This window comes from Microcystis sp. M_QC_C_20170808_M9Col (genome assembly GCF_007095495.1).
Classification (GTDB): Bacteria; Cyanobacteriota; Cyanobacteriia; order Cyanobacteriales; family Microcystaceae; genus Microcystis; species Microcystis aeruginosa.
In genome coordinates this window covers 13,535-33,817 of record NZ_SFBZ01000089.1, presented here as the reverse complement: position 1 = coordinate 33,817, position 20,283 = coordinate 13,535, and the positions used below count along the sequence as shown (strand labels likewise).

Annotated in this window: 20 protein-coding genes; 10 read left to right on the top strand and 10 right to left on the bottom strand. The window is 43.3% G+C overall.

The genetic code is table 11. The features are described 5' to 3' along the window. Window positions 1–68 precede the first annotated feature (68 nt). On the bottom strand, window positions 69–2,084 hold the full coding sequence (locus tag EWV68_RS05880) for a GspE/PulE family protein (RefSeq protein WP_287169144.1): 2,016 nt from the start codon (window positions 2,082–2,084) through the stop codon (window positions 69–71). 240 nt (window positions 2,085–2,324) lie between these two features. Here EWV68_RS05880 and grpE point away from each other — a divergent pair, with 240 nt between their 5' ends. After that, a complete protein-coding gene (gene grpE / locus EWV68_RS05875) occupies window positions 2,325–3,047 on the top strand; it encodes a nucleotide exchange factor GrpE (RefSeq protein ID WP_287169143.1) in 723 nt (240 codons plus the stop codon). Window positions 3,048–3,249: 202 nt separating this feature from the next. Here the strand turns inward: grpE and EWV68_RS05870 are convergent, their stop codons facing one another. Then, on the bottom strand, window positions 3,250–3,909 hold the full coding sequence (locus EWV68_RS05870; RefSeq protein WP_287169142.1) for an HAD-IA family hydrolase: 660 nt from the start codon (window positions 3,907–3,909) through the stop codon (window positions 3,250–3,252). A 90-nt stretch (window positions 3,910–3,999) separates the two neighbouring features. Next, window positions 4,000–5,964 carry an amylo-alpha-1,6-glucosidase gene (locus tag EWV68_RS05865; RefSeq protein ID WP_287169141.1) on the bottom strand — a complete coding sequence of 655 codons (1,965 nt, stop codon included), beginning with the start codon at window positions 5,962–5,964 and terminating at the stop codon, window positions 4,000–4,002. A gap of 90 nt (window positions 5,965–6,054) precedes the next feature. On the opposite strand from EWV68_RS05865, the gene rpmH reads away from it, so the two are divergent. From rpmH to EWV68_RS05840, 5 genes are all read left to right on the top strand, one after another. Then, the gene (gene rpmH, locus EWV68_RS05860; protein WP_002739276.1) at window positions 6,055–6,192 is read left to right on the top strand and encodes a 50S ribosomal protein L34; all 138 of its coding nucleotides are present in this window, start codon (window positions 6,055–6,057) and stop codon (window positions 6,190–6,192) included. A 26-nt stretch (window positions 6,193–6,218) separates the two neighbouring features. Beyond that, window positions 6,219–6,581 carry a ribonuclease P protein component gene (gene rnpA / locus EWV68_RS05855; protein WP_002763101.1) on the top strand — a complete coding sequence of 121 codons (363 nt, stop codon included), beginning with the start codon at window positions 6,219–6,221 and terminating at the stop codon, window positions 6,579–6,581. Continuing rightward, the gene (locus EWV68_RS05850) at window positions 6,571–6,966 is read left to right on the top strand and encodes a PH domain-containing protein (protein WP_002738951.1); all 396 of its coding nucleotides are present in this window, start codon (window positions 6,571–6,573) and stop codon (window positions 6,964–6,966) included. The genes rnpA and EWV68_RS05850 overlap by 11 nt, the downstream gene beginning before the upstream one ends. 84 nt (window positions 6,967–7,050) lie before the next feature. After that, window positions 7,051–8,199, top strand: coding sequence for a membrane protein insertase YidC (gene yidC / locus EWV68_RS05845; RefSeq protein ID WP_061432563.1), 1,149 nt, complete (start codon window positions 7,051–7,053; stop codon window positions 8,197–8,199). Beyond that, the gene (locus EWV68_RS05840; RefSeq protein WP_002784366.1) at window positions 8,199–8,693 is read left to right on the top strand and encodes a Jag family protein; all 495 of its coding nucleotides are present in this window, start codon (window positions 8,199–8,201) and stop codon (window positions 8,691–8,693) included. The genes yidC and EWV68_RS05840 overlap by 1 nt, the downstream gene beginning before the upstream one ends. Window positions 8,694–8,799: 106 nt before the next feature. Here the strand turns inward: EWV68_RS05840 and EWV68_RS05835 are convergent, their stop codons facing one another. The 4 genes from EWV68_RS05835 to EWV68_RS05820 form a co-directional block, all read right to left on the bottom strand. Beyond that, on the bottom strand, window positions 8,800–9,198 hold the full coding sequence (locus EWV68_RS05835) for a hypothetical protein (RefSeq protein WP_002738634.1): 399 nt from the start codon (window positions 9,196–9,198) through the stop codon (window positions 8,800–8,802). Window positions 9,199–9,788: 590 nt separating this feature from the next. Then, window positions 9,789–9,998: a hypothetical protein gene (locus EWV68_RS05830; protein ID WP_002739214.1), complete on the bottom strand. Its 210-nt coding sequence runs from the start codon at window positions 9,996–9,998 to the stop codon at window positions 9,789–9,791. An 11-nt stretch (window positions 9,999–10,009) separates the two neighbouring features. Continuing rightward, window positions 10,010–11,689: a glycosyltransferase family 39 protein gene (locus tag EWV68_RS05825; protein WP_287169140.1), complete on the bottom strand. Its 1,680-nt coding sequence runs from the start codon at window positions 11,687–11,689 to the stop codon at window positions 10,010–10,012. Window position 11,690: 1 nt separating this feature from the next. Continuing rightward, window positions 11,691–12,266 carry a cupin domain-containing protein gene (locus EWV68_RS05820; RefSeq protein WP_061432565.1) on the bottom strand — a complete coding sequence of 192 codons (576 nt, stop codon included), beginning with the start codon at window positions 12,264–12,266 and terminating at the stop codon, window positions 11,691–11,693. A gap of 236 nt (window positions 12,267–12,502) precedes the next feature. On the opposite strand from EWV68_RS05820, the gene EWV68_RS05815 reads away from it, so the two are divergent. Continuing rightward, entirely contained in the window at window positions 12,503–12,697 is a 195-nt protein-coding gene (locus tag EWV68_RS05815) for a hypothetical protein (protein WP_002763089.1), read from the top strand. Window positions 12,698–12,882: 185 nt separating this feature from the next. Here the strand turns inward: EWV68_RS05815 and EWV68_RS05810 are convergent, their stop codons facing one another. Continuing rightward, window positions 12,883–14,412: a pyruvate kinase gene (locus EWV68_RS05810; protein ID WP_061432637.1), complete on the bottom strand. Its 1,530-nt coding sequence runs from the start codon at window positions 14,410–14,412 to the stop codon at window positions 12,883–12,885. Between the two features lie 601 nt (window positions 14,413–15,013). Here EWV68_RS05810 and gatB point away from each other — a divergent pair. Together gatB and EWV68_RS05800 are read left to right on the top strand one after the other, a co-directional pair. Beyond that, window positions 15,014–16,486, top strand: a complete 1,473-nt coding sequence (gene gatB, locus EWV68_RS05805) for an Asp-tRNA(Asn)/Glu-tRNA(Gln) amidotransferase subunit GatB (protein ID WP_061432566.1) — start codon at window positions 15,014–15,016, stop codon at window positions 16,484–16,486. A 304-nt stretch (window positions 16,487–16,790) separates the two neighbouring features. Then, window positions 16,791–17,441 carry a ParA family protein gene (locus EWV68_RS05800; RefSeq protein WP_002799248.1) on the top strand — a complete coding sequence of 217 codons (651 nt, stop codon included), beginning with the start codon at window positions 16,791–16,793 and terminating at the stop codon, window positions 17,439–17,441. A gap of 17 nt (window positions 17,442–17,458) precedes the next feature. On the opposite strand, the gene EWV68_RS05795 is transcribed toward EWV68_RS05800, so the two are convergent. After that, entirely contained in the window at window positions 17,459–17,911 is a 453-nt protein-coding gene (locus EWV68_RS05795) for a DUF8637 domain-containing protein (RefSeq protein ID WP_002777993.1), read from the bottom strand. 48 nt (window positions 17,912–17,959) lie between these two features. After that, entirely contained in the window at window positions 17,960–18,742 is a 783-nt protein-coding gene (locus EWV68_RS05790; RefSeq protein WP_287169138.1) for a pentapeptide repeat-containing protein, read from the bottom strand. Between the two features lie 489 nt (window positions 18,743–19,231). On the opposite strand from EWV68_RS05790, the gene EWV68_RS05785 reads away from it, so the two are divergent. Continuing rightward, window positions 19,232–20,269: an AI-2E family transporter gene (locus tag EWV68_RS05785; RefSeq protein ID WP_287169137.1), complete on the top strand. Its 1,038-nt coding sequence runs from the start codon at window positions 19,232–19,234 to the stop codon at window positions 20,267–20,269. The last annotated feature ends 14 nt before the right edge of the window (window positions 20,270–20,283 follow it).

Here is a 20,283-nt window from a genome sequence, read left to right as displayed (position 1 = left end):
AGGAGACAAATTCATAATACTTTTGCCGGTTCCGGAGTTCCCTGATAACTGATAACTAAAAAACTGTCTTAATCACTAAATCGCGGTGTCATACAATAGGGACAATCGAGCCATTCTGGTTGTAGTTCGGCGCGACAACCACGACAGATTAAACCGCTTTTCCGTTTGGCTTTTAGTTCCGCTTCCAGACCAGAATCGGTAAATGTCACCCGTTCCACCTCTTCGAGGGTGGTGTAACCCTCGCGCACCAGATTTAAACTATAGGCTAGGAGTGTCACCATGCCCTCATCGACGGCCGTCTCCTTAATGCGATCAGTGGTTGCCCCTTGGTTAATTAACTGCTGCAGTCGTTCACTATTTTGCATTACCTCATAGACCCCGACCCGACCTTTATAACCGCTGCCGCTACACTTAACGCAGAGATTGCCCTGTTTTCGCGCCTGTTGAATTTCCTCTAGGGTTAGGGTATTAGCCTTATAAAAGGTCACTTCCCGTTCATTGGCGGCGGCAAGACCAAAACGGGCTAATTCCTCTTGGGTGGGGTGATAGGCGACTCGACACTCGGTACAGACGCGCCGCATGAGACGCTGGGCCAAGACTCCCAAGAGAGAACCAGAAATCATAAACGGTTCAACCCCCATCTCATCGAGACGAGCGATCGCACCTGCGGCATCGTTGGTGTGTAGGGTAGTTAGGACCAAGTGACCAGTTAAGGCCGCCTCGATCGCTGTTTTGGCCGTTTCCTTGTCCCTAGTTTCTCCCACCAGAATCACATCCGGGTCTTGTCGCATGAATGCCCGCAGAATCGAGGCGAAATCCATGCCTTTTTCGCGAATTACCTGCACCTGGGTGATGCCCGGTAGAGAATATTCGATCGGATCTTCGGCCGTACTAATATTGACCCCGGGGTGATTTCTTTCGGCTAACACCGAGTATAAAGTGGTGGATTTCCCCGAACCGGTCGGGCCTGTCACCAGTAACAGACCAAAGGGACGACTGGCCATGTCTCGGACGATTTGCAGGGTCTTTTGGTCGGTGATTAGTTTATCTAAACCCAACTGGGTAGCCGAGTTGTCGAGAATCCGTAAACAGACTTTTTCCCCGTAGCGACTGGGTAGGGTGTTAACCCGAAAATCCACTTTCCGCCCTTGATATATCCGCCGAATTTTACCATCTTGGGGAAGACGACGTTCGGCAATATCGAGATCGGCCATGATTTTAAAACGGGCTGTCACCGCCGGGGTAATTTTTTTCGGCAGTGGATCAAAAGCTTGATGAAGAACTCCATCTTTGCGAAAGCGAATTTTCAGGAATTCTTCTTGGGGTTCAATGTGAATATCGGAGGCCCATTCCTGTAGGGCTTTAGCTAGAATTTTATTGACGAGGTTGATGACGGGGGCTTGATTAGCGTCCCCTTCTCCGAGATCATCGGCCACTTCATCGTTAGCACCCCCGGAGGCCACATCAATATTGCCGACAATATCGGTGAGATCCGAGAGTTTTTCCAGTTCTTTTTCTTTTTGCAGTCGGGCTTTTTCCTGTTCTAGTTCCGATTGAGCCGAGTGGAATTTTTCCAGTAATCTTTCATAATCTTCGCCGGTAATCACCAAACGCTGTAAACCTAAATCCTTGGGACGGAGAATACGATTAATATCGTCGGAAGCCTCGAGGTTGTCGGGATCGACCATGGCTATCAAAATCCCAGCCGGCTCTCCTTCGATCTTTCGCAGGGGGATGAGACGATAGCGACGACAAAGATCGATCGGAATCAAAGAATCGATCAATCGGGCTATTTCCAGTCCATCCACATCGGTTAATTCGGGGTCGATCGATTCGACCCCGTAGAGAATTTTTAGTTCAAATAACTGGTTTTTCTTATACTGTCGCCGTAAATCCGGGGGCAAAGGGCGCCCGGTTAGTTGTTGTAATATTTCTACTAGCGATCGTCCCGATTTCCGTGTTTCCACTAGGGCCTGTTGCATCTGGTCGGCACCGACATAGCCCGACTGCACCAACTTGTTACCAAAGGGCGAAAAGTAATTGCGTAGGGCAACGGCACGGGTTTTCTTGGAAGAAAATGTCATAGACGATTCTTAACCTCTCCACTACCCTTAAATGTTCCCAATTTTACTAAGAGAATTATATTCTAGCAAAAATTTTTCTAGATCACCGATTATCTATCGGGGTCGCTTATATCCAGTTACGGATCTTGTCCACAAAATGTTACATTAAAGGTTAAACCTTGATTATTAGCTGGTACTTAAAGACCAAAATTAGCAGTAAATGGTCATATATTGCCAAATTACCCACTAAAATTGCATACTATGAGTGCAGAACCAAATACCTCAGTAATTTTCGACGAAAACCAAGAATCCTTTCCTAATTCCCCCGAATCCCTTACAACCGAATCGGAAGCCAGTGTCACCGATGAAGCCAAAACTGTGACGGATCAGGCCGCCTCTAGCGAGGAATTTTCCCTTCTAGGGGGAATGACTATCGATGCTCTACAAGAGGAAATCGATACTCTCAAACAGCAGTTAGAGGAACAAACCCAACAGGTTGATGCCTACAAGAAACGCTATATCACTCTAGCAGCCGAGTTCGACAATTTTCGCAAACGCACAGCCAAGGAAAAAGAGGAACTGGAAACAAAAATCAAGGGCAAAACCCTGATGGAAATTCTTGGCGTGGTGGATAATTTTGAGCGCGCCCGTACTCAAATTAAACCTGCTAATGATGGCGAGATGGGTATTCACAAGAGTTACCAAGGGGTCTATAAAATCTTAGTAGAGAGTCTCAAGCGTTTAGGCGTTTCCCCCATGCGTCCGGAAGGTCAACCCTTTGATCCCACCTACCACGAAGCGATGATGCGGGAGTACACCGATGAACATCCCGAAGGCACGGTGGTCGAGCAGTTAGTGCGAGGATACACTCTCGGAGAAGATGTTTTGCGTCATGCTTTGGTAAAAGTGGCCGCCCCCAAAGAGACAGATCCTAACGCTGCTCCGTCAGAAGCGACTGCCATCCCATCCCAGGAATCAGTCTAAAATCCCGATGGGGATTAAAGCAGTTTGAGGGTTAGGTATTAGCTGGTAGGGTATGTATTCCCTCCCTGTCCCCTATTCCCGCTGAAAGACTTTTTCTCTCTTTACCTAGGGTTTGCTGAAAAAGTTTTTCGTGGGGGCAGGGTGTGGGTTGTAGGATTTTACCCATAAGAGCCAAAGATATTATCCCACAAGGTTTTTAGATTTATTCAGCCAACCCTATTGATCTTTGAATTAAAAACGCTTCTATACCCAAGGCTTTTGCTCCTTGGTAGTCCTCTTTTTTACTATCGCCAATATGCCAAGCTTGTGCGGGGGAACAATCATGTTTTTGCAGGGCGATTTGAAAAATTTCAGCATCGGGTTTAGCTGCTCCTGCATGGGAAGAAATCGTGATCGATCGAAAAAAATATTCTAAGCCTAATTCTGCCAAAACTTGGTAGATACGACTATCAAAATTAGAAATAATGCCCAACTCGATCCCCTGAATCTGCCAGAGTCTTAAAGCGGGAATGACATCCTCGTACAGGACCCAAGGCTCGGCCGTGGCAAAATGACGGTAAAGTTCGCCAAAAAAAGCCTCAAAATCGGGAAATCGTTCCAGATAACCTAAATTATTAAAAACTGCCCCAGTTAGCGATCGCCACCAGCGATACTCTAACTCGGGAATTTGTGCCGGTTCAACCTTAGGAAAAGCTAGGGGGGGAGAAGTGGGGAAAATAGCCAAGAAAGATTGTTCTAGACTCTCGGCCGCCACCTCTACCCCAAAATCAGCTGCTATTTGACTATAAATTGCTCCGACACTGCCTTTTACTCCAAAAAGAGTACCCACAGCATCGAGAAAAATAACTTGCGGTTTCTCCATGAGAGTTTTGTCTATAACGGTCTGACTGAGGTTTTTAGGGTAAGCCCTTTAGCTGGTCTAACACACCTAACAATTGCTTATTTTAAAGGATTATGGCGAAAATTCTCGGATCACTTGCCAAACCCTTAACACCTCTGCCACTGTCCATGCTTGGGCAAAAGCGCCCCTAGGGGTAAAAGGGGCATTACCATCGAAAATTTCGCTTAAATTACCGATACAGCTATCCCAAATATGATCGATCATCGGTGTTAAAAAACTCTCAGCTAGGATGGGATCGCGATAGACTTTCAGATGGGCCTCGATAAATGCCCCTAATAACCATCCCCAGACTGTCCCCTGATGGTAGGCACTATCTCTTTTTAAGCGATTGCCACTGTAAACGCCAAGGTAATCAGGATGATCGGCATCTAGCGATCGCAAACCGCGAGAAGTCAACAATTTTAAAGCACAAATATCGACAATAGCCCTTTTCTGTGGGGAATTTAATAACTCCTCCACCGACAAAGACACGGCAAAAAGTTGATTCGGTCGTAAACTGGCATCATTACCCTTGTCCGTATCCAAAACATCGTAACAATACCCCAGAGAATCATCCCAGAAGCGAGAGAACCCTTTTAGGGTCATTTTTCTCATTTTTTCGTAATCAGTGGCATCCATGCCCAAATAATGGGCAAATTGAACCATTATTTTGAGGGCATTGAACCAAAGGGCATTAATTTCTACGGGTTTGCCGATGCGGGGAGTAATCACCAGATCATCAACTTTGGCATCCATCCAAGTCAATTGTACTCCCGCTTCGCCGGCATAGATCAAACCATCGTCATCTAGGTGAATATTGTAGCGAGTACCGCGACGAAACCAAGCGATCACTTCCTTTAAAGCGGGATAAATAGTTCTGAGAAACTCAAAATCTTGGCTTTGGTTAAAATAGGAACGAATGGCTTCAAAATACCAAAGAATAGCATCGACAGCGTTATATTCGGGCATTTCTCCCCCATCGGGCAGTAAATTCGGCAATAAACCCTGGTCTAGATAACGGGAAAAAGTCAGTAAAATCTGACGCGCGATCGCAGGTCTGCCTGTAGTCAAAGTTAATCCTCTTAGGGAGATCATCGTATCGCGACCCCAATCACCAAACCAAGGATAACCCGCGATAATTGTTTTGCCGTCCGGTTGATCCAGGAGAGGACGACTAACGATAAACTGGTCGGCAGCGAGGGTAAGTTGTTGAATCCATTCAGGCTGCTGGGGATTAATCAGACTATTTTCGTAGCGATAGCGAGACTCTAGAGAAGATTGACCGTCTAAATTCGGATCGGGACGGGTACTAGCGGCAATTGTCACCGATTCTCCCACTCTAAGAGTAGCCGAAAAACTAGCCCCATGGAGATGATTTTCTCGATCGATTAAACCACGATAACGTTCCACGGCCAAATCAAAGCGATAATACCAGATATGAGCGGGAAAAACCTCTCCCTGACTGATTAATAGATAAAAAGGTACAGCATTGTCATAGGCAATCACTCTTACTCCTTTTTCCAGGGGACTAATAGCCATTTGCCAGTTAAAACCCTGGGTATTGCCGTGAAAATCACGATAATTGACAAAAGCAGTCAGATTGAGAGTTAGGGGAGAATGGCCACGACGGTAGGTATAGTGAGTATAGGTGGTATTTTCTCCCTGTTCCATCCAAATGCGCTTTTCTAGTAAGGCATCCCCACAGATAAAAGTCCAGACGGGAATTGTGCCTTCCAGATGAAAACTTTCGATATTAATATAGCCTTGGGGTTCGATCGTAGCACCTAACCAGCGATTGCTGGCCAGATGATAAATTTTCTGGTTATATTGTACCGATTCATCGATTTTAGTCACAAGAAGCGTTCTTTGCGTCGGTGGAGCCAAAGCAGCGATCAAGAGGCCATGATAACAGCGAGTTAGCAATCCGGCCACAGTTCCCGCGGCAAAACCCCCAATACCATTAGTGACTAACCATTCGCGCTTTTCAGCCACTGGGAGACAATTACAGATGTCCCGACCGAAACGGAGCTTGACCATGGGCTTCCCAATTCCTAGTAATTTTGTTATAATTGAAAATTGTGTCTTTATATCTATAGAGTAACTCTATCTTAAGGAGGAAAATCAGCAGTGAGTAAACGTACTTTAGAAGGAACCACGCGCAAACAGAAGCGCACTTCCGGATTTAGAGCGAGAATGCGTAGCGTCAACGGACGCAAAGTAATTAAAGCTCGTCGGAAAAGAGGGCGCTATCGTTTAAGTGTTTAGGTTATTCTGGGAACCGACTAATTTTCGTGGGACTACCCCAAATTCATCGCTTAAAACATCGACAGGATTTTCAAGCTGTCTATGGAACAGGGAAGCGTTATCACGGTTCCCACTTAACCTTAATTAGTTTAGAGGATTCTTGCCCAGATGCCCCCGGCCCCAGTCGTTTTGGTATCTCGATTAGCAAGAAAGTTAGTAAAAAAGCGGTGGTTCGTAATCGACTAAAAAGGCAAATACGAGCGGTAATTCGGCAGTTATTGCCAGAAATAGCAGCAGGATGGCGAGGGATAATCATTATCCGTCCAGGGGCGATCGAGTGCAATTATGAACATTTTTTGCGAGAATTAAAGCAGTTGTTAGTGAAGGCCAATATAATTCATGGGCATTAAAGAAGAAACTTTTTATGAAGGGGGTCCGCACATCGGCGACCTAATCATCAATATCCTGCTAGGATTTACGGTGATTTGTTTACCTTTGACCGTTGGGGCAGTAGTACGGGCAATCTGGTTAAGATATAAGATAACCGATCGGCGGATTTCGATCACCGGGGGTTGGATGGGACGCGATCGCACAGATATTATCTATTCGGAAGTGGCAAAAGTAGCGAAAATGCCGAGAGGAATTGGTCTTTGGGGGGATATTGTCGTAACTCTCAAGGATAGAAGTCGTTTAGAAATGCGCGCGATGCCGAAATTCCGGGAAATTCATGACTATATTGCCGAAAGAGTCGCCGATAAAACCGGTCGTCCCCTAGAATCGATCATAAGTCAATAAAACAAAATAATCGATCGCCGAGATTCGATAAATTAGATTTGTCAAAGTGAACCCCTATTAAACGAGAAGGCATAGATTAAACCCATGGATTTTGGAGTCGGATTTATTTCCACAAATATCATGTTGCCAATCCTAGATTTTTTCTTTCGGATTGTGCATAGTTACGGTTTCGCCATCATTGCTTTAACGCTGGTGGTGAGATTTGCCGTCTTTCCCCTCAGCGCCGGCCAGATTCGCAATATGAGAAAAATGCGAATCACTCAACCCTTGATGAAGGAAAGACAGACAGAAATTCAACAACGCTACAAAAATGACCCGCAAAAACAACAGGAGGAAATGGGCAAATTAATGCAGGAGTTGGGCAATCCCCTAGCGGGTTGTTTACCCCTGTTATTACAAATGCCGATTCTTTTGGCTTTATTTGCGACTCTGCGGGGTTCCCCCTTCTCGGACATTAACTATACCGTCGATTTACAGGTGTTGCCAAGGGAACAAATCGCCCTGGTGCAGCGCCAACCCTATGCCACCAAACCCCAAAACGTCTATATTGACGAGTCTCTCCACTATCCCATTACCGCTTTTTTACCCCAAGGCAATAAAATCGCCCCGGGAGAACAGCTAAAAATCGACCTCCAAAACGACCAGGGCAAGTCTTTAAGCCAATTAGCCACGGAAGTACCCGAAAATAACCTAAAACCCACCTACGAGGTGGTTAAAGGTCAAGAACTGGTGCAAGTTAATGAAGACGGTTCCATCGTCGCTTTAGCCCCCGGAGATGCCAGTATTAAAGTTATCGTCCCGGGGATTGCCGCTAATACGGGTTTTCTCTTTATTGAGGCCCTGGGAAGAATTGGGGCAACCGGTCCAGATGGTGAAATTCACTGGGATATTTTGGCGATGGTGATCGCTTTCGGTATTAGTATCTATGTTAACCAAGAGTTATCCGGCGCCGGTGCGCCTTCGGGGGGGGCAGCCCAACAACAGCAAACGGTGAATAAAATCACCCCGATAATTTTTAGTATGATGTTCCTGTTTTTCCCCTTACCGGCGGGGGTATTGATGTATATCTTAACCGCGAACATCTTCCAAACTATTCAAACGGTGATTTTAATGCGGGAACCGTTACCGGAAAACCTGCAAAAATTGGTAGCGGAACAGGAAAAAACGGAAAAATCCCGCGATGCTCTCCCCTTTGAAAAACGTTCTAGCAAGAAAAAGGAAAAAACATCGTAATGAGTATATGGGAGCAAAATAGCGAGAAAGCTAAACAATGGCTGGAAAAACTGCTAAAGTTGATGGCCATGCCCGCAGATGTCCAGATTGGTGTGCAGGAATTGGGAACTGGACCTTCCTCCTGTTGGTTAATTATTGATAGCAGTCAATTGAGTCCCCAACAAGTGGAACTTCTCCTCGCTAACAAGGGTGAGGGACTGGATGCGATTCAATCCCTAGCTAATACGATTCTGAATATTGGTGTCGAGGCGGCAGAACATCAGTTCTATATTGTCGAAATCAATGGCTATCGTCAACAAAGACAGGCAGAACTTTTCGACTGGGTGAATCAAGCGGCGACGCAAGTACGGCAAACAGGACAGGAAATAGAATTAAAAGCCCTATCTTCGGCGGAACGTCGCCAAATCCATGCCTTTTTTCAGGAAGAAAACGATTTAACCACGGAAAGTCGCGGCGTGGAACCCGATCGCCGGTTAGTAATTCGTTTAAAGTAGGATCAAAGGGTGGGCTAAAACCTGCCCTCTTTTTTATTTTAGGCTTTAGCCTTCTTGCTCACTCTAAAATTGAGTTGAGAATTACCACAGCCATGGAGATATAAAATTAGAAAATACGACCACCTCGACGGTTGGGAGCTAAACCACGATTACTGGGTGTAAAGCAGTAGGCATCGCGATTGATTCGTCGAATATTCTCTTGTAAAAATCGATCACAATTGCCCTCTGGAACGATAATTGTTTGATAGAGCGATTTTCCCGATAGATTACTATAGTAAGGAATCCAAAGAATACCCAGATTTTGAAATCCATATTTGAAGTGTAGTTCTTCCCCGCGTTTCTTTGCTTCGTATTCGGTCTTCCAAGCTGACTCGGCAATTACTCGCAGACCTTCAAAATCGGCACTGTGCCAGTCAAGACGTGGAGCAGCGAAAACCTCACCGAAAAATGTACTCGAAAATGCCATGCACATCATCAATAAAGTGATTTCTTGTCTGATATTCATGAAAAATTGATAACTGAAATATTTTTTATTTTAACCTCAGTTCAAGATAAGCCGAAACCATAATTTTACCTTAGCCAGTCAGTCCTATTCTTTCCTGAAAGTCATGGCAAAATCTGCTGGGTGCATCTCATGTTTGTAAATCTACCAAGTTGGGATTTTTACGGGGAAACTCCTCGATAAAATTGGGCGTTACTTGCGATTTTATCACTCAATCCCAGCTTTTGGGGGGTAGAACCCCCCAAACCCCCCGTTGGGGGCGTGGCGCCGCCCCCAAACCCCCCGCGCATTAGCTTTTCGGTGGGATGCTTACAGGCAGCTGCTGATACATTTGTCATCATCTAAGAGTCACTGATAATTGCTGATTATCGGTATTTCTGCAAATGTGAGATGCACCCAATCTGCTTAACCCGAACTGAAGTTATTTTAGCCAGATATCTCCTTTCTCTTCTGTCTTTTCGCCTGTTTTTGCTCTCAAAGCTCTGGCAGCCAAAATTTTGTCATCGATTGACGTTGTTAATAGTGGGATTAACTCCCCATCCAACTTTAAAAACACCCCACATCCAGGAAAAACTTTTTGCCGCAAACCCTAGTTAATAACTTAACTTCAGAGCATTTACCGGTACATCATCCCAAGATTCTACGGTTCTTAAAACTGCTACCCACCCCGCTTGTTTTTGTTCATCCGTAAGACTGGTTAACCAACTTTGATGACAATCTTTTGCTGCTTGTTCATCTTGACAGGCAATACAAGCTTGTACTAAACCGCAGGGGTCAATCTGTTCATTTACCCAAATAATCATAGTTAATAGCCCTACTTAACTTTACTATTATAATCCATCGATCGCCCACAGAGAAACTTTTGATATTCATAACCTGTTACATAATTGGAGGATAACTCTGAGAGTTGACAGTCCGCTCGATCTATTGAAGAATGGAAATTAATTAACCATAATTCAAAAGGGGGAGAAGATGGCAGATTAAAATTTGGCTTTTGTCCTGAGTTAACTAAGATAAACTTAGGTTTCTTATCGGGAAATCTTTGGTTAAATTCCCAAGCAATTCCCATCATTTCTCCCACCTGCACCAAACTCCTATAGCTAGTGGCAATTACTAACGGATAACGGCTATTATTTTCGATGGTGGTAACTAATTTATCCGGGCGATAATACTTACGATAGCCTAAATTAAAAGTAACACTTAGGGAACTAACTAAAGCCATGATAATTACAATAATTACGATTTTTTGCTGCTTCCTTTGCCAACAATTGTCTAATAAAATTGCCAGAATTAAAATTACCGAGGGAAAGTAAACAAAACTATATCTAGCTCCCCGGGTAATATCGATCGAGAGCAGATAGGTGATGACAAAGAAAATAGCAATTGAACTGAGAAAAAATGCCGAGAGAATGCCTAATTCTGGTTTATAGGAGTCTAGCCATGCTGTTTTTAATTGTGGGATAATCCAGAGAAAAAAACCGATCATTATTGCCCCAGAAATCAAGATAATTATTAAAGATTCTGATTCAACGGGGAGCAGGGAAAGCATGGTGATTAATGTTCCCAGCAATTGAAAAAAGGGGCTAATTACGGACAAAAAACTATCATTGTCTCTCTGAATCCAACTGGTCATCTGATTGCCATAATCTTTGGGTACAAAAGTGATAAACCAAATAATAATAAAGCTCAAGTTACCTAAAAAAACTAAACTTAAACGCCACCAATTAGTTATCCAAAAGTTTTTTTGTTTGATTTGCTTGAATAAAATCAATAATAAAGTTATCGCTTCTGCGAGGATAGTTAAACTAAAAAAATAGTGGACTAATAACCCTAGACAGTTGACAATTAACCAGAAAAAAACCAAAGTATGGGATATTCTCTTATGGTCGATAATTTGGCCGCTTGCCTTAAGAAAACAGCCTAAAGATATGAGGACAAATACAACCGCTAAAGTATAATGACGCGCTTCTTGGGAGATAAAAACCGCGTAGGGAGAAACCGCCATTAAAATCGCCGACAGAAAAGCGATCGAGCCTGATTTAAAGACCAATTTACTGATAAAATAAATTAAAGGAATCGAAATAACTCCCCAAAAAACTGCCAGCGATCGCATTCCTGCTAAAGATACATATTCTCCCCGATCAAAGAATAATTTATTCCAGAGATAGGCGAGAATAAAATATAAAGGTGGATGATTGTCCTCCTGAATAACTAATTTAATTACATCGGCAATAGTTGCCTGATGGTTGCTCTGGAGAGGTGCTAATAAAGTGTCTAGGGAAATTATTTGATTTAACGGCACTATCTGGTAATTATTGCCAATACTAAAAACCATAGTGGCAAATTCATCCGTCCAGGGAGGTTTGCTAGTTAATTGTGTTAACCTAATAACCAGTCCCAAAATTATTACTAATCCTAACCAGCAAAAATCAGACCAAGCTAACCGCTCCTTGCCTTTTTGTTGTAGATCAGAAATGACTGTAGATAAATTCAATTTAATTGTTATCTCCGAAAGATTCGATTATTTTAACCGCTTCCGATGGGGAAATATCTTGACGGCAATTAGGATAATCATACTCCTCCCGGGCAATTAATGCCCCACTGAGACGATAAAAATATTCTCCCATTTTCATCCAATCGGAATACAAATCGGGTTCGGGGAATTGTTGCCTTAATTCCGAGTCTTTGGGTGTACCATAATTGAGCCAGTATCCTTCTCCAAATAGTGGGGAATTGAGCGCTAGGGTTCCCTCTAATTCTAAACCATCATCGCCCCTGGCGTTTTCGATTCCTTCCACCAAAAAACAGCTATTCTCGGCATTTTCAAAGAGGACTGCGTATCCATTCCCCTCTTCTGCGAGGATTTTAATCTCGCTGGCCCGAAATCCGGGAGGGATATAGTTAGGTAAAATAATCTTAGCATCTAGCGATCGCAGTTGTTGCCGTTGACTGGCGCTCAAAGTTACCGTTTCTGCTCTCAGATATTGCCCCTTGTCAATAATAACAATAGATAATCCTAAAACTAAAGGCCAGAAAAATTTTATGGTCATAATCGCTGTTTCTAGGGTCATATTCTGGAGAATATGTCAGTTTTTAGGCAATTTACTGATTATTTAACCATATAAGCGACGAATATTGCCCTTTTCCTGTTCCCGATTCCCTATTTACCGATTCTAATCGACAAAAAATCATAGCTTATCTGTGGATTCCACTTTTTTCCACTTCTGTCACCCGGAATTATGGGACTGACATCACCCCAAACCCTCTCGTATTCTAAGGTTATCGACAGGAAAGAGAGGTGACAACCATGTTAGCCAACCACCAAAATCAAACTTTTGTCCGTAACTACTTAATCGCAGTTATCTCCGTGGTGATGATGGGTGTGGGAGTTGCCGATCTCGTCAATAATCCCTCTCGAATCGCTCAACAAAACCGTCTTGATGGTTATGGTCGCTATGTTAGCGCTGGTTTGGTTAGTGGTGCGGTCAATAATATGCGTTAATTTGCCTCTGATTCTCAATCCTGTTTAAAAGGTGTGGGGGAGTGGGAAGTTTTTTCAGTGATCAGTAAACAGTGATCAGTAAACAGTGAACTAATAACTCAAATCTGAAAACTAATAACTGATAATTGATAACTGATAACTGATAACTGATAACTGATAACTGATAACTGAAAACTGATAACTGCTTAAACCCAAGAATGGAGAGCGCGTAATTGGGGCGTTTTTTTCGCTTGGTGGCTCTGCATTCTTTGTAAAACATCATCGAGAATTGTCACCGCTTCCCGGATATATTCCCCCTTATTAAGCATGACACATTCGGCTCTTTCGGCCATAGCGGCATCGGTAATCTCGGCCCGGGAAGGAATACTTTTCTTGACCAGATTTTCTAGGACTTGGGTGGCCCAAATTACCGGAATATGGGCTGCTTCGCATAACCAGAGAATTTCCTCTTGAATTTCTGCGAGTCTTTGATAGCCAATTTCTACGGCCAAATCACCCCGGGCAATCATCACCCCAAAAGGTTGTTTACCGGCGGCATGGATGATTAATTCGGGAAGATTTTTCACGGCTAAAGGTGTTTCTATTTTGGCCACGATTGCTTTTTGTCGCCAAGCATCCCCCAAACGACTTTGTAACTCTAGCTGTAGTGTCTCGATATCGCTGGCTTTTTGCACAAAAGAGTAACCGATAATATCGGCATTTTGGGCAATAAAATCTAAATCTTGCCGGTCTTTTGCGGTCAAAGGATCGATATTTAAGACGGTATCGGGGAAATTTAGGCCCTTATCTGCTTTGAGTTTTTCCCCTTTCTCCCTGGCGTGGGTAATTTTTAGTAAGAGACCTTCTGGCATTATGGCAATAACTTCAGCCCCGATATGACCATCATCAATCCAAACTTTCGCCCCGACGGGAATTTGGGGAATAATTTCCGGTTGGGAACAATTAGCCTGAAAATACTGAGGATGGGCAGTGTGGGGGGGTTGGGTGGTTAAGAGGAGAAAATCCCCTTGATATAGTCTGGTTTGGGACTGGGGGGCTAAAATCTGTTCTAAACGGATTTTTGGGCCCGCTAAGTCCATATAAACTTTACAGGTATGTCCATTGACTAAATTTTCGGGATTTTTGACCGCCTCGCGCAGATTTTCGATCATTCCCTGCCACTCTTTCGGGCTATCATGGGCGCAATTAATGCGAATACAGTCCATCCCGCAACGCAGTAATTGAGCGATAAAATCGGGGTCGGTTGCCGCCTCCGTCGGCATTGTCACCATAATTCGCACCCGACGCCGGGGGGAAGGCAGACCGAAAACTTCCGCGCTATGGGAAGCTAAAAGTTGATCTCCTTGGAAAAATGCCTCTAAAGGGGGATGTTTGGGTAATAATGAGGCTTCTTGATGACAAACCGCCCCTAAAGTGGCAATTACCGCATCGAGAGTCGGTAAAACTTTCGATTCAATCCGGCCTAGGGAAGATAATCCCCAGGGCATTAAAGCTAATTGTAAATCCCGGATATCTTCTTGTCTCAGGGCGAGATAATAGGCTAAATTACGGGTGCTAGGTTGAAAATTCTCCTTTTCAATGAGGTTTTTCCACTGCTGCAATTTCTCCTCTCCTTCCACTGTCACAAAATGCCGTAACCTTTGCAGATGATGGAGGAGAGTTTGGGGATAGGATAATTGTTCTCGCTTGAGTTGTTCTGAGAGAGTTAAAGACATAAAATTGAGTAAAAAGTAAAAATCGTCAATTAAGTAGGGAAGCACAATTATTTGTAGGATGGGTTAGCGGTAGCGTAACCCATGCGGGCGTTGGGTTTCATGCTTCAACCCAACCTACGTTCATCTTATATTTAATTCCACCCACCTACTTACTAAGGCAATACTTGCCTAGAAAATGCTCACTTTCGCCGCTTATATTGCTTTTGGCTGGTTATGGTGTCAGTTCTCAGGTATAATCTCTCTGTTTCTATACTAAGCAAATATCCCGTCTCTAGAAGTTAATTTTTGCTACGATTTATGTCGGTTATCTTAACGGTGAGGTGGAAAGTTTTAGGTTTCGTTTTCTGTGGTCGGTGGTGGATACTAGAAAATCTAGGTTTATCGGTGAAAAATTATCGATAGTCTTCCCTGTCTTATGCCTTTGATATTATTAAAAATAATGCGGAGATTGGTTGAATAAATTATCTTTTTTGAGCTATATTAAAGGTGCAGAAAGTTATTAGTAACTACATTATTAAGTTTTGTGAAGGGAGGGAATGCTCCTGAATCGCGACTATAATGATTAAACAGATCATTCCTGTGTCGGCTAGAGCGAGAAAATATGTCTGCCACTGAATACGAAGCAATTATCGGTTTAGAAACCCACTGTCAACTCAACACCAAAAGCAAGATATTTTGTCCCTGTCCCACCAACTTCGATAGTCCCCCCAATACTAACGTCTGTCCCGTCTGTTTGGGTTATCCGGGGGTATTACCCGTCCTTAACCAAGAAGTCCTGGCCAGTGCCGTTAAACTGGGATTAGCTATCGACGGTAAAATCACACCTCATAGCAAATTCGATCGCAAACAGTATTTTTATCCCGACCTGCCGAAAAATTATCAAATTTCCCAGTATGATCTCCCTATTGTCGAACAGGGTCAACTAGAAATCGAGATCGTCGATAAAAAAACTAAGGAAGTTAGCCGCAAAATTATCGGCATTACCCGTCTGCACATGGAAGAAGACGCGGGAAAACTGGTTCATGCTGGCAGCGAACGTCTCTCCGGTTCCACCCATTCCCTCGTGGATTTTAATCGTACAGGTGTACCATTATTAGAAATTGTCTCGGAACCGGATTTACGCACTGGGGCCGAAGCGGCGGAATATGCCCAAGAATTACGGCGTTTAGTGCGTTATCTCGGCATCAGTGACGGCAATATGCAGGAAGGTTCCCTGCGCTGCGATGTCAATATTTCCGTTCGTAAAAAAGGCACTAAAAAGTTCGGGACTAAGGTAGAAATTAAAAATATGAACTCCTTTAGTGCTATCCAAAAAGCCATAGAATACGAGATCGATCGACAAATTGAAGCGATCAAAAATGGCGAACTGATCGTACAGGAAACCCGTCTTTGGGAAGAAGCTACTCAACGGACGATTAGTATGCGGAAAAAAGAAGGTTCTAGCGATTATCGCTATTTTCCCGAACCGGATTTACCCCCCCTAGAAGTCTCCCCCGAACAGTTAAAAGCTTGGGCGGAAGAATTACCGGAATTACCCGCTCGTAAACGTCGTCGTTATGAAGAAGAATTTGGTCTTTCCGCCTACGATGCCAGGGTTTTAACCGATGATCGCACCGTGGCCGAATATTTTGAAACTGCTGTAATTGCGGGGGCCAATGCGAAATTAGTCGCTAACTGGATCAGTCAAGATATCGCCGCTTATTTGAATAATAATAAGCTGACGATCACAGAAATCGCCCTGCAAGCGTCAGACTTAGCCGAATTAGTTAAACTGATTGAAACCGGAACAATTAGTGGCAAAATTGCTAAGGAAATTTTACCCGAACTTCTCACCGAAGGCGGTTCACCGAAAGCGCTGGTGGAAAAGAAAGGATTAATACAAATTTCTGACACTTCTGCGATCGAAAAACTGATCGAGGAAATTATCGCCTCCCATCCAAGCGAGTTAGAAAAATTCCGGGCGGGTAAAACCAATCTTAAGGGATTTTTTGTCGGTCAAGTCATGAAAAAAAGCGGCGGTAAAGCCGATCCTAAATTAACTAGCCAAATCTTAGATCAAAAACTTTCTGGTTAGTTATATTCAGTGATCAGTAATCAGTAAACAGTAATCAGTGGGGAGCTTTTTTTCAGTGATCAGTAAACAGTAATCAGTAAACAGTAAACAGTGAACTTAAAACTCAAATCTGATAACTGATAACTGGTAACTGATAAGTAGCTGGTTATAATTAAATTGAAGATAGATTTTAGGTTCGATCCCCCCTGCCCCCCTTGATAAGGGGGGTGCCGGTAGGCGGGGGGATCCCCCCTTAATAAGAGGGGCATCCGATAACTTTTAACGCCTACTTACTTAACTGATAACTGATAACTGATAACTGAAAATGACCTCGCAATTAAAGCCTAATAGCCCAAAAATCCTCGCTGTTGTCAATGGTAAAGGTGGTGTGGGTAAAACCACAACTGCGGTCAATTTAGCGGCAATTTGGGGGGAGAATCAGCGTGTTTTGCTGGTGGATGCGGATCCGCAGGGTTCCTCCACTTGGTGGGTAGAAAGAAATCAAGCGGGTATGGTATTTGATTTAGCCAAGCAAATTAATACCGAGAAATTAGGAGAATTGCGTCAAATTATCGAGTACGATCTGATCGTGATTGACACACCACCAGCTTTGCGCTCCGAATTACTTACGGCAGTAATAGCAGAATCAGATTATTTAATTTTACCGACTCCTCCCGCACCGATGGATTTAATGGCTTTAATTGACACGGTACGCACGGCAGTTAAACCCCTAGGAATTGCCTATCGGGTTTTGTTAACGAAAGTGGATTCCCGTAGTCTTAAGGAAACTTTGGAAGCACAAAATACTTTATTAGAATTAGGTATTCCTGCCTGTCATGCTTTTGTCAGAAATTATAAGGCCCACGAAAAAGCCGTTTTAGACGGGGTTGCTATTACCAATTGGCGCGGTAAAAATGCCCAAGAAGCCAGCGCCGATTATCGTCGTGTGGCCGAAGAATTAGAACGAGATTGGTAGATTTATTAACAGGTTTTCTAAGGACAATATTTTTGCAGTAAAGAAATAACTAAATCCAGACCATCGGGCTGAACTTGAATAGTATAGGCTTCGGCTTCGATTTGTCTGCTAAAACCCTGATAATTCATAAAAAATCTTCTGGTCATTGCTGGTGGTTCTATGGCTAAATTAAGAGCTTTAACTGTTTTGCCTCCATGACAAAGTTGAGCGGCATGGACAGCTTCATGAATTAATGTTGGTCGGGCAATACCTAAGTCAAAAACTAGGGGATGAATCCAAATAATTCTAGTTTTACTATCAAATAAACCGTAGGCTCCTCGCACTGGTGGCGGGGCAATTTTGACGATGAAATTGTGTTTTTCTAAAGCTTTCTGCAGCTGGAGAAAATCAGGGTTTGCCGCCGATAAATTTTCTCCTGTGGCTAATTGCATTCCTAGGAAAACAGCAGCGATTGTGTAATAAATGCCCATCGGGTGATAGTTCCTATTAAAAAAATATCAAAATTAGCAGGAGGTTATTCATTGATGAATCGAACCATCGGGGAGAATTGTTCCTGTTAAAATTGCTCCAGTTAATTTCACCATAATACGCTTACCAAAGCCAATTTTTGCCCCGCGTAAATCTGCCGCCGACAGATCCGCCCCGCTTAAATCCGCCCCGATGAGATTGGCTTCCTGTAAATTTGCGCCCTTAAGGTTAGCTTCGAGGAGATTGGCGCGAAAAAGATTAGCTTTGTACAGATTAGCTTTTTCTAGGTTAATTTTGTGCAGGAAGCTATCGCTTAAGTCGGCATGGCTTAAATCAGCCCCGATGAGACTGCGACTAGAGAGATCTTTTTCTTTCAGGTTAGCTCCCTGTAAATCGGCTCCGTTTAAATCCCGATAGTGAGGGCGCCAGGCGCCATGATTGTGAACCTGATGGTTATTCTGGGAGTGGCTGTGTTGACTATGGGTTTGTTGACTGTGGGTTTGTTGACTGTGGGTTTGTGAATTTTGGCCGGGTTGGCTAGGGTGAGGCTGATAGGGGGACGCAGTTTTATAGGCGTGGGCGGGCTGTTTTTCAGTTTTAGGGGCGGAATTGGAGCGTTTAGGAGAATTTTGATGAATTTGCCGCAATTGTTCCCTAGCTTGGTTAATTTCTTGCAGTTTAGCCGTGGCTTTTTCCAAAAGACGCTGATTATCTTTGGGAATGCGATCGGGATGCCAAATAAACACCAAATCTTTGTAGGCTTGATTGATCTCGTCGAGAGATGCCCCATGATCTAACCCTAAAACTTTATAGTATCGCTCCAATTCTTTCATTATCGAAGTCCTAATACAAGGATAAAAGCATTAATGGCTACAATTTCTCTGAGTCTTGTCGGATTTTTTAGGAGAGGATTTCTTTCAGGATAATTTGACTCTGGGAGAGTTGCCATAAAATTTGAGAAAATGTCTGGTAATTAAGAAAATCTCGTTTTTCTATCCTGTTTTGTGGTGTAACTGTGTAGCAGATAACAGCAAAATTAGCAAATTTTTGATACAAAACTTAATTTTTGCTGTGGGGAGATAGGGAAGTGGGGAGGTGGGGAAGTGGGGAGATAGGGAGGTGGGGAGATAGGGAGACCACTTCGTGCGCGTTGCGGGGGGAGATGGGGAGGTGGGGAGATGGGGAGGTGTGGAAGTGGGGAAATTGAACTAAAACCCCAAAACCCCAACACCCCAAAACCCCAACACCTAAAACCTGCCGACCGCCGACCGCCTCCCGACTGCTGTATGATAAAACTTGTCCCGATAGGATAAATCAAGGTTGTGAAATTTGGTCAGTGGTTGGGGTTTATCTGTTTAATAATGGCTCTGTATGTATTGTGGCAGATTCGACAGCTGTTATTATTGATTTTTATGGCGATCGTGTTTACCGTAGCCTTAAATAGATGTGTGAAAGGATTGCAGAGATTGGGGATTAAAAGGGGTTTGGCTATTTTAATTACCCTGCTGACGAGTCTAGCAATTGTGATTTTATTTTTTGTAATTATCGTTCCCCCCTTTATCGAACAGTTTCAAAAATTAATTGAACTTTTACCGCAAGCTTGGGATTTAGTCCGCAATAACTCGATTCGATGGCGACAACAATTTCAATTTGATTGGTTGCCATCGCTGCCTAATTTAACTGATTTATTCCAGCAGTTACAACCTTTAGGAACCTTTGTTTTTAGTAACTTTTTTACCTTCTTTTCTAACTCAGTGGCGGCAATTTTGCAATTATTATTCGTGCTGGTGTTAGCAATTATGCTGTTAGCTAACCCCCAACCCTATCGACAAGCTTTCTTAAAATTATTTCCTAACTTCTATCGTCGTCGTGCCGAGGAAATTCTTACCCTATCGGAAGCGGGTTTAGGTAATTGGTTGTTGGGAATTGCCATTAGTTCAACTATGGTGGGATTATTCAGTGGTTTCGGTCTTTTGCTTCTACAAATTAATCTAGTTCTCGTTCATGCTATCCTAGCCGGATTGCTCAATTTTATCCCTAATATCGGACCGACTGCTAGTGTGATTTTTCCCATTCTAATTGCTGTTATCGATGCACCTTGGAAAATTGTCGCTATTCTGATTCTCTATTTTATTATCCAAAATGTCGAAAGTTATTTGCTGACACCAACTGTCATGGCTAAACAGGTATCTTTACTACCAGCAATTACCCTAATCGCTCAAATTTTCTTCGCTCAAATATTTGGCATCTTAGGTTTATTATTGGCTTTACCTTTGACAGTGGTAGTAAAGACATGGTTAGATGAATTATTATTCAAAGACATTTTAGATAAATGGGATCACGGTCATAACAAATCTTAAATAATCTCGGCAAA